Source organism: Candidatus Neomarinimicrobiota bacterium, from assembly GCA_036476315.1.
Taxonomy (GTDB): domain Bacteria; phylum Fidelibacterota; class Marinisomatia; order Marinisomatales; family S15-B10; genus JAZGBI01.
In genome coordinates, this window is the sequence record JAZGBI010000040.1 from 1 (window position 1) to 11,183 (window position 11,183).

Consider the following 11,183-nt stretch of genomic DNA (forward strand, 5'->3'; position numbering starts at 1 on the left):
ATCAGATGACTCCTGTGGAGCATTGTGCCATATGAGGAAATTGGTGGTCGTCTGGAGATATGGCGATAATGGCCCGGTAAGTGGACTTGAGAAGTCCACCTGCCACTTCAGTCAAGGGAGGTGAAATGATGACAAGTAATTCTTCAAACTACTGCATGATCCGTGTTATGACTGCCGTAAGCGTATTGATTGGAGTTGAACTCTTGGAAGCCCAGGTTACCCCGACCAATCAATGGGTGGACTTCTACGGGGATGCTGTAACAAATGATGGGACACCCGTTGCGGTGGGAAAGGTAGTAAAGGCATATGATCCAGACGGCGTGCTATGTGGTGAGTTTACTATTGGTACCGCAGGCAGTTACGGATTCTTGCACGTATATCGGGATGATCCGACTACAACGGAAGATGAAGGGGCAGTCGAGAATGATGAGATTTCTTTCACGATTTTTAGTGCCGTTGCCTATGTTGGTGGTCCAGATAACAATACGTGGACGTCAAATGGTGATTCTTGGGAAGTTGATTTGCAGTCCTCTCTTGGTTTGGACAATGAACATCAATTGCCGAGTGAATATGTTCTTCAGCGGAACTTCCCGAATCCATTCAACCCAACGACCGTGATTCGATACGAAATACCAGAGCAATCTCGTGTTGTTATGACGATTCTCGACATTCTTGGTAGGAGAATAGCAACACTGGACAACTCTATCCAAGACGCCGGGTACAAGTCAGTTGTCTGGGATGGAAGCAATGAACTGGGCAAGCAGGTGGCCTCCGGAGTTTATCTTTATCGAATTGAGGCTGGTGAATTTACCCAGACCCGCAAGATGATCTTAATGAGATAGAGTCCTCTCCTAAACGACACGCCGCTACAAAAGGATACAGTCTCTCCCTCCTATCTTAGTCAAATTCTGCCGCCTCATGAGGGCGGCGCCTTCTCGTCGGAAAAAGTAGGTCTCGGCTGCAATCTGGCTGCAATTCGGCCTGAGGCAGCGACAAAAGAAATGGTAACTCGCCTGTTGGGACAAGTGCCCAACGAACTGTGAGTAATATCGACAGGGAAAGCAGGCCCGCCGTGTCCGGCCAATCTCTTCAGGTACCAGGAAATCCCCGGTTTCTCACTGTTTTCCTGGCGCTCCCCGCATTCTCAAAATCACCCTTTATTCTAAAATTGGGCATTTTAAAAACTCCCAGGTGGGACTTTTGGGCTGTTCTCCTCGGTGAAGTTATCTCGGCCTGGACACCATCATGCGCCTGAACGTCAACTCTGCATAGTTCATCAAGTCATTCAATCGACTGAACTTTTCACACAATGGCACGCACTGCATTTTTCGATACCATGGGCTGATTTGTTCTCAGGAGCCAGATTCTCGCTTACGGTACTCCTTTTATCGCACAATCGACCTGCGTCGCTCAGAACCTATTTTACGGGATTTCTAACCCTATTCTATGGGTAGTGCTTTAGGTTTCAAATCCCTCCCTCTCCGCTCTCGATAAACCCCGTTTCTTGACGGGGTCTCATCATTCATAAATAAAGACTGGTAAGCTCCGAGATTAATCATAATCTGTCAAATATGGTCAAATATACCCATTTTAGGGATACATTTTTAGGGATACAGATATTAGGGACACGCCCGGGCAGAATGAATTAACCTTTGCCAGACACCAGCCCGGAAGCGCATCCCGATGGCGATCGGGAGGGTCGCCCCGATTAAAATCGGGACCGCCCCGACTGGTTATTAGCCCGTCGAAAAGCCAACTCCTCGACGGGTTTCTTCATTTATGTAGATCAATGTTGTGGGTTGATGATAGTGTTCAAACTTACTCAATATTGACCAAATCTAACGGATAACGGATATCAAATTGACGGATATCAGTTTGATACTCATAAAAGGATGTGACCAATTTGAGATAGAAGAGTCGAGTTGAATGGTCAACCGCCTTGTAAGGGCGGAGCGTTCTCGTCGGAAGAAGTAGGTCTCGGCTGCAATTCTGTTTGAAAAAGCGTTGAAGAACGGCTGGTCGTCCCCTCCAGGAACTTTCAAGTTTATGTGAAGTAGAAAAGCAAATACCAGTGAAGCACAAACAGGTCCAAATTTCTTACGTTTCCTAAACGGAATGCGTTATGGATTGTCCGAAATTCCAGGTTTGACATATGGGATACTCATGCACCGTATTTCCATAGCAATACTTTCTTTCAGCGTCCTCGCTTCCAATGCTGCCGCTGGAAAAACATCATATTCCTGTCGCATGTCCCTGGCGGAAACGATGTCGAACTGCTGTTGTTATCATGAAGAAAATCAGGAAAGCGATAATCTGATGGGCGATCACGATTCTTGTAAGCTCCCTGACTGCCAGGGCAAAGAATCAGAAAATAACACTAGGATCCGAAGCCACGGATCCTGTTGTACCGTAAGTCATGATACTGTGGAAGCGGTCAAGGGTGTTTTCCCAAAGACACATCTTGACTCTTCTGTAAGTCATCTGAAAAATCTTCCCCCAGGTCCTCTGATGGTCTGCGAGAAAGCACCGGAAGCGAATGGAGATCGGCTAAGAGATAAACCGCCTCAGAATCAAGGGTCTTCATTAACCATCCCCACCTATATTCTCACTCACGCTCTCCTCTGTTGAGTCCTCCTACGTCGACCGATTTTAGTCGGCGTGACATAACCCAGTAGAAAAATCACACTATTTTTGATCCGGGCGAAGAAAGCCTGTGGTCACAACCTTTCATTGCAGAAAAGGAGGATTTCCATGAACAAATTAAGACTAGCTGTCCTGGGGTGGGCTGCTCTTTCTCTATTGCCTGCCTGTTCATCTTCTGAAAAAAGTAGGGCAGGAAATGAGGCAACGGCAACACAACCGAGGGTTATCAGGATAATGGTAGGACCCGATGGGTTCACTCCTGATTCTATAGTTGCCAACATCGATGAGTCGCTAGTCCTGGAATTTCTCCGGACTACCGACAAAACGTGTGCTACAAGTGTCATTTTTCCTTACACTGATCTTCGGTATGAACTTCCCCTCAACAAAGCGGTGCGCATTTCAGCGACACTGCGGTCAGGTCAACAGCTCGCTTTTGTGTGTCCCATGGACATGTATTCTGGAAATGTGACAGGGCGTCGACAAGAGCATATCAAAGAGAGGGTTGAAAGACGGGTTGTGTCGGAGACCTCTCCACGGATTATTCCCATTGTGGTTGACAAAGAAGGATTCTCGCCGGCGACCCTTATGGTTCAAAGTGGAAAAGCCGTTATCTTGCGGTTCAAGCGAGTCACTGAACAAACCTGCGCTACGCGCGTGGTGATCCCGGCCTTGCAAATCGAGCGAGAACTGCCGATAGATCAGGAAGTTGATATAGAAATCGTCCCCACGAAAACGGGAGACATAGGCTTTGCCTGTCAAATGGATATGATCAAGGGGACTATTAAAGTGATTTTATAGGGGGACGAAATGAAGAGGATTCTACAGCTTATTAGACCATATGCTTTTGGTGTTGTGATCACAGTCATTCTCCTGGGTCTATCAATCTTCTATTGGAAGGGGATCCTTCGTTGGTTCGTGGGAGAAGAGTACGCACTTGAGTTGTCAGGCGCTTCGAGGGAGTTCACCGCAGGCCCCTTTACAATAGCAACAGCGCTGAAACCCGATCCACCTCTTGTAGGGAAGAACAGGCTTGACGTTCATCTGAAGGATCGGCACGGAATTCCCATCGAAGGGGCAGCAATTCGGATAGTCACTAATCCTGAGAGTCGAGAGGAAGTACCGGACACAAAAAGCATGGCTGAAATACATAATGCCGTGATACTCAAGGAAAACGGTCAGGGTGACTACCGAGCAACGTTTGAACTTTCCACCGAAGGCACATTGACCTTGGTGATGGATGTACGGACTGTTGATGGCCGTCACGCAGATTTTACTTTCAGCACAGTGCCGGAGTCTGCCGGACTTACTTTTGTACAATCTTCTGCAGCGGAAACAGGCGGTGCGGAGGGTGATATCGCGTACTATACCTGTTCTATGCATCCTTCCGTTCGGTCCAATGACCCCGGTACCTGTCCCATCTGCGCCATGGATTTGGTGCCTGTGACCCGTGAAGAGGCAGAAACAGGTATGGTGATCGTCGATGCGCGAAGGCGTCAGCTTATTGGAGTCAAGACCGGTGAGGTGAAACGGCAAGATCTGGTCCAGACTATTCGCGCCATTGGAAAAGTAACCTATGACGAGGCCCGCCTCACAGATGTCAGCCTGAAGTTCAGTGGATGGATTGGGGAGATATTCGCCGACTATACCGGAAAGTTTGTCCGACAAGGGGAGCCGTTGTTTACTATTTATAGTCCTGAATTGCTTACGGCACAGAATGAGTATCTGGATGGGTATAAACGCTCAAGGGATAAAGGTGCGGAACGAAACGGGATTCTCAAAGCAGCTCATACCCGTCTCCTTCTCTGGGATCTCACAGAGGATCAGATTACGGGACTGCGACAGGCAGGTCAAGCTTCCGAATATGTTCCCATCCTTTCTCCGGCTAGCGGTGTTGTTGTGATAAAGCACGTGGTCAGGGGTAGTCGAATAGACGCAGGAAAAATGTTCTATCGGATTGCCGACCTAGCCACCGTCTGGGTGGAAGCCGATGTGTACGAATATGAGCTTCCCCTTGTAAGAGCAGGACAGGAGGCAATAATTACCCTTTCTTATCTTCCTGAGTGGAGGGAGAAAGGGAGAATAACATATGTTTATCCTTACCTCGATCCCAAGACGCGCACGGCACGATTCAGAATGGAAGTACCCAATCCCGACGGGACATTGAAGCCGGAAATGTACGCCAATGTAGAGCTGCAGATTCCCTTGGGTGAACGGCTTACAGTCCCGGAAGGCGCGGTCATCTACGCCGGGGACACAAGACTTGTATTCGTGGACAGAGGAGAGGGGCGTCTTGAACCTGTTAGAATAAAAGTGGGTGTAAAAAACAAGGATGTTTTTGAGGTCCTGGAAGGTCTCCAGGAGGGGGAAACGGTCGTTACATCAGCCAATTTTCTCATAGCCGCGGAGAGCAAGATGAAAGCGGCGGTGGCGAAATGGTAGACCGCAATGAAAATCCGTCTCGCAACGGCATCGTTGGGCGCATCATTGCTACCAGTGCACGCAATCCTTTTCTCACGTTCATCACCGTAATGGCGATGGCGTTGTGGGGTTATTACTCGCTGCGGAATATCCCCCTGGATGCCATACCCGACCTTTCAGACGTCCAAGTCATCGTTTTTACAGAATGGTCCGGAAGAAGCCCTGACCTGGTAGAGGATCAAATCACCTATCCGGTTGCCACAACCCTACTCGCAGCCCCCAATGTAGATTTTGTTCGCGGTCAGTCATTCATGGGACTTTCCTTTGTTTACGTGATCTTTGAAGACGGCACGGACATGTATTGGGCCCGCAGCCGTGTCCTGGAATATCTAAACTCGGCCCTTGGGAAACTACCTGAGGGGGTGATTCCCACCATTGGACCAGACGCAACGGGAGTGGGCTGGGTGTTCCAATATGCCCTCGTGGACCGTTCCGGCAAACACGATCTCTCTGAACTGAGAACAGTTCAAGATTGGTATCTGCGATATTGGCTTGAGAGCGTGAAGGGGGTGGCGGAGGTGGCCTCGGTAGGGGGATTCGTAAAACAGTATCAGGTTAATCTTGATCCGAACAAGGTGCTCGCGTTCAACATCCCGATCCAGAAGATCATTCAGGCAATTCGACGCTCCAATAACGACGTGGGAGGACGAGTTATTGAAATTGCCGGTCACGAGCAATTCATCCGGGGCAGAGGCTACATCAAGTCGAAAGAAGACTTGGAGGATATCCCACTTATGGTGAGCGAGTCCGGGATTCCGGTAACTTTGCGAGACGTGGCGACCATCCAGTTGGGTCCGGACATGCGGAGAGGTCTGGCTGAACTGAACGGTGACGGAGAAACGGTTGGTGGCATCGTTGTCATGAGATACGGCGAAAACGCCCTGAAGGTGATCAACAACGTGAAAAAGCGATTGGAGGAAGTCCAAGTGTCACTGCCAGAGGGCGTTGAACTTGTCATCGTTTATGACCGGTCAGATCTTATTCTGCGGTCCATTGAAACCCTGAAAAGGACACTCCTTGAAGAGATGATTGTCGTCAGTGTTGTTATTGCAGTCTTTCTGATGCACGCCCGCTCCGCACTGGTTCCCATTGTTACCCTGCCCATAGCCGTGCTACTGGCATTCATTCCCATGGTAGCCCAGAACCTGACGGCGAATATCATGTCGTTGGGAGGTATTGCCGTGGCTATCGGAGCTATGGTGGATGCATCCATCATCATTATTGAAAACATTCACAAAAAGCTTGAGGCATGGAAATCTGAGGGGGGAGCGGAAGATCGCACGTCCGTAATCATAAGGGCTATGCAGGAGGTAGGTCCCAGTGTTTTCTTCTCATTGCTGGTGATTACCGTTTCTTTTCTTCCGGTGTTCACGCTTGAACATACCGAAGGACGGCTGTTCAAACCGCTCGCTTTCACTAAGACCTATTCCATGGCTTTTGCAAGTATCCTGGCGATTACTCTGACACCAGCCCTAGCCGTTATGGTGATCCGCGGAAAGATTCGGAGTGAAAAACAAAACCCCCTGAACCGCTGGCTTATTGCCATGTATGCACCCATCGTCAGGTTTGTAGTAAGGCATCGGCTCTCTGTAATCGCTGTCACGGTTCTGATTACGATTTTCACGATACCTGCTTTTTTCCGTCTGGGAAATGAATTCATGCCACCTCTGAACGAAGGCTCTATTCTCTATATGCCCACGGCCGTGCCGGGAATGTCCATCACGGAAGCGGGGACAATCCTTCAATCCATGGACCGGCAATTGAGGCAATTTCCCGAGGTTGAGTCTGTTTTCGGCAAGATCGGCCGCTCAACCACACCGACGGATCCGGCTCCTCTTTCCATGGTGGAAACCGTCGTCATCCTAAAACCAGAAGACCAGTGGCGACCGGGAATGACCTGGGATAAGATCGTCCAGGAGATGGATGAAGAACTCAGCTATCCTGGAATGCCCAACATATGGTGGATGCCTATCCAGACTCGGACGGAGATGTTGGCCACAGGAATTCGCAGTCCCTTGGGGATACAGGTGTTTGGACCAGATTTGACTGGAATTGAAGAAGTAGCAATTGAGATCGAACGCGTGCTTCTGGAAGATTCCCGGACGCGAAAGTATACTCGCAGCGCCTTTGCTGAGCGCCTGACCGGTGGATATTTCGTAGATTTCAATATCAAGCGCAAGGAAGCATCACGCTATGGTCTGACGGTTGGGGATGTGGAAGATATCATTATGTCGGCTATCGGTGGGATGAACATAACCCAAACTGTGGAAGGACGGGAACGGTATCCTGTCAATGTCCGGTATGCCCGGGAATACCGGGATGATCCGGAAATGTTGAAGAGGGTCCTGGTTCCCACTCCCACGAACGCCCAGGTTCCTATCACCCAACTCGTAGATATCGACTTTGTGACGGGACCACCCATGATCAGGAACGAGGACGGACAGTTGGTGGGATTTGTTTTTGTTGATGTAACGGACCGTGGTATTGCCGACTATGTGATGGACGCCCGAGCGGTGGTCTCGGAACGTGTCAATCTCCCGCCAGGTTACCGATTGGAGTGGGCAGGGCAGTTCAAGTATTTCGAGCGAGCCAAAGAGAAACTGAAGATTGTGGTACCGGTAACATTGATCATCGTTTTTTTCCTGCTGTATTTCAATACAAGATCGGTCGCGGAAACCCTTATCATTTTACTAGCTGTCCCCTTCTCACTCATTGGTGCTATCTGGCTCCTTTATCTGTTAGACTATAACATGAGTGTGGCTGTCTGGGTGGGACTGATAGCACTGGCAGGTATCGATGCGGAGACAGGTGTCATTATGCTACTGTATCTCAGACTTTCCCACAGAGATTGGAAAGATAAAGGGAAAATGAAGACCATGGCGGACCTGGAGGGGGCCATTGTCGAAGGCGCGGCCCAGCGAATTCGCCCCAAATTGATGGCGGTTCTTACCACCTTGATTGCTCTCCTGCCCATCATGTTCAGCCACGGTACAGGCGCCGACGTGATGCGACGGATTGTAGCACCGATGGTAGGTGGACTGATCACATCTTTCCTTCTGCAGCTGACCGTCTATCCAGCTATTTTTGCGCTGTGGAAAAAAGGGGAATTATCCGGAACAGTTAACAAGAATCGAGATGGTTTAGAGAGACGATCAGGAGGCGAGGACTAGAACAGGACCTTCTTCCTCTCGGCGAAAATAATTGATTTTCTGCAACATTTCTTAGTAGTCTTAATCTGCCGCTTAGTCGACGAGGAGTTCTAAAAACGCATCTGAATGGGGTTCAGGGGGTTGTCCCGACTTAAATCGGGGCGCCGCCCCGACTGTTATTTAGCCCGTCGAGAAACCAAGTTCTCGACGGGTCTTTTCATTTATACAAATTGATGTTGTGGGTTGATGACAGTGTTCAAACTTACTCAATATTGACCAAATCTAACGGATAACGGATATCAAATTGACGGATATCAGTTTGATACGTGTGAAAGGATGCGACGGGATTTCATTGCATTTTAAGTAACTTCAATTCATATTTCCGACGGCGGGTCTGAACCCATCTCGATGAAACATGCGATTAGGATTCAAGGACCCATTCTGGCGAACGCTTGGGCTCCTAGCTAAACGACCATGATAGGCCAAACCATTTCCCACTACAAGATTCTGGAAAAACTCGGTGAAGGTGGGATGGGTGTTGTTTACAAAGCCGAGGACCTTAAGCTGGACCGTTATGTTGCACTGAAGTTTCTTCCGGCTCACCTGAGCAGCAGCGATGAGGATAAGCAACGCTTCATCCATGAGGCGAAAGCCGCCTCGGCCTTGGAACACCCAAATATTATGACCATCCATGAAATTGATGACGCGGAAGGCGAAATCTTCATCGCCATGGAGTATGTTAAAGGTGAGACACTCAAGGACAAGTTGGAAAAGGGGCCCCTCAAGACAAAAGAACTGTTGAATATTGCCATCCCCGTGGCTGAGGGACTCAATGCCGCACACAGCAAAGAAATCATCCACCGGGACATCAAGTCCGAGAATATAATGATTTCCACCGAAGGACTGGTAAAGATCATGGACTTTGGCCTGGCGAAGCGGAAAGGAGTGACGAGGGTTACCAAGGAGGGAAGTACACTGGGTACTTTGGCGTATATGTCACCGGAGCAGGCGGAAGGGTTGAAGGTAGACCGCAGAAGTGATCTATTCTCATTTGGCGTAGTGATGTACGAGATGGCGACTGGACAACTACCATTCAAGGGAGAGCATGACGCGGCCGTATTGTATGCTATTGTCAATGAGGCTCCCCTTCTTGTCAGTACGTTGAATCCCAATATTCCCGAGGAGCTTGATCGTATCATTCACAAGGCGTTAGAAAAAGAAGCTGAGGATCGCTACCAACATGCGGATGATCTTTCGGCCGATTTGAAGAAGTTGAAGAAAGATATTGAAACAGGAAAGACGGCTATTACTGCAGCTCACATTCCAATTACAAAAGAGTCAAAGAGAAAGCCATTTTATATGTATGCCGGACTTGCTGTGCTGGTTGCTTTGGTTATTTTGATTGGAATTTATTTCTTTCCCGAACAGAGAGAGGCCATAGATTCGATTGCTGTACTGCCTTTAAAGAATATTTCCGGTGACCCGGAGCAGGAATACTTTGCCGAGGGCATGACCGAGGTGTTGATTACTGAATTGTCTAGAATTAAGGCATTGAAGGTGATTTCGCGGACATCAGCCATGCGCTACAAGGATACGGACAAATCGCTGCCAGAGATAGCAATGGAGTTAAAAGTAGGTGCGTTGGTAGAAGGCTCTGTGCTGCTTGCAGGGGAACAGATCCGGATCACGGCACAGTTGATTGACGCGGCAGAGGACCGGCATTTATGGGCTGAGGATTACGAGCGTGACTTTCGTGATATTCTGTCATTACAGAAAGAAGTGGCACGGGCCATTGCCCGGGAGATCGCAGTGGAGATGACACCGCAGGATGAGGCGCGTCTGGGAGAGGCGAAAGCGGTTGATCCCGAGGCATTCAAGCTCTATCTCAGGGGCCTACACTTCCGATACATGGATCGTTGGCAGCGAGCGGCTGAGTTTTTCGAGCAATCGATTGCAAAGGACCCAGACTTCGCACCCGCTTATGCCTGGTTGGGAAATTCGTACGTTTTGTTAGGAGCCCAGTCCAAGGGGAAAAAGGCCGTGGCGAAGGCGCTGGAGTTGGATGATTCACTTCCTGAAGCGCACGTCGCATTGGGCCTGGTGCTAGAGTTGAACGATTGGGACTGGGCTGGAGCGGAGCAAGCATTCCAACGTGCAATCAAATTAAATCCCGGCAGTAGAGAGGCACACTTAGAGTATGGTTTGTTGTTAGCACGGACAGGGAAGTTTGAGGAGGGATTAGCCGAGGCAAAACGTGGAGTCGAACTAGATCCTCTCTCAGCTTGGGCCCACCAATGTGTTGGGCTCGTCTATCGCCACAATCGCCAATATGATCAAGCGATAGAATCGTTCCGGATGGCGCTTGAGATACAGCCAAACTATGCCCTTGCACAATGGCGACTTGGAGAGGCTTATGCAGTGGCTTATGTTACTAAAGGTATGTATAAGGAAGCTATTGTAGAGTATAAAAAGTTGTTGGTATTGGGAAGATTCACCCCGGTTGTTTTAGGATACCTCGGATATGCCTATGCTTTGTCTGATAGGCGGGAGGAGGCGTTGAAAGTGCTGGACGAAGTGATGGAGGAAAGAAGGAAAGGAGGGATAGGTTTAGAATATGGCATAGCATTGATCTATTCTGGACTTGAAGAGAGGGATCAGGCATTGACATGGTTGGAGCTAGCCTATGAGGAGAGATTATTCTATTTAGTTTTAATCAAAGTAGACGACTACTTCGATCCCCTGCGCTCCGACCCGCGGTTCCAGGCCCTGTTGAAGAAGATGGGATTAGAAAAATGATCCTCCAAAAAGAAAGCGGACAAGTTGGCAAAACCATATCCCATTACAAAATCTTGAAAAAGCCTGGTGAAGGTAGGATGAGTGTTGTCTACAAAGCCGAGGGCGCCAAACTCAAAC

The 11,183-nt window shown here is 49.0% G+C and carries 5 protein-coding genes; all 5 read left to right on the forward strand.

The features are described from left to right. Positions 1-125 precede the first annotated feature (125 nt). Positions 126-842, forward strand: a complete 717-nt coding sequence (locus V3U24_04195; protein ID MEE9166649.1) for a T9SS type A sorting domain-containing protein — start codon at positions 126-128, stop codon at positions 840-842. 1,909 nt (positions 843-2,751) lie between these two features. Further along, complete coding sequence (locus tag V3U24_04200) at positions 2,752-3,441, forward strand: cupredoxin domain-containing protein (protein ID MEE9166650.1); 690 nt, start codon at positions 2,752-2,754, stop codon at positions 3,439-3,441. 9 nt (positions 3,442-3,450) lie between these two features. Next, positions 3,451-5,082, forward strand: a complete 1,632-nt coding sequence (locus V3U24_04205; GenBank protein MEE9166651.1) for an efflux RND transporter periplasmic adaptor subunit — start codon at positions 3,451-3,453, stop codon at positions 5,080-5,082. Continuing rightward, entirely contained in the window at positions 5,076-8,291 is a 3,216-nt protein-coding gene (locus V3U24_04210) for a CusA/CzcA family heavy metal efflux RND transporter (GenBank protein ID MEE9166652.1), read from the forward strand. Before V3U24_04205 ends, V3U24_04210 begins: the two co-directional genes overlap by 7 nt. A gap of 453 nt (positions 8,292-8,744) precedes the next feature. Beyond that, a complete protein-coding gene (locus tag V3U24_04215) occupies positions 8,745-11,066 on the forward strand; it encodes a protein kinase (protein MEE9166653.1) in 2,322 nt (773 codons plus the stop codon). Positions 11,067-11,183: the final 117 nt, after the last annotated feature.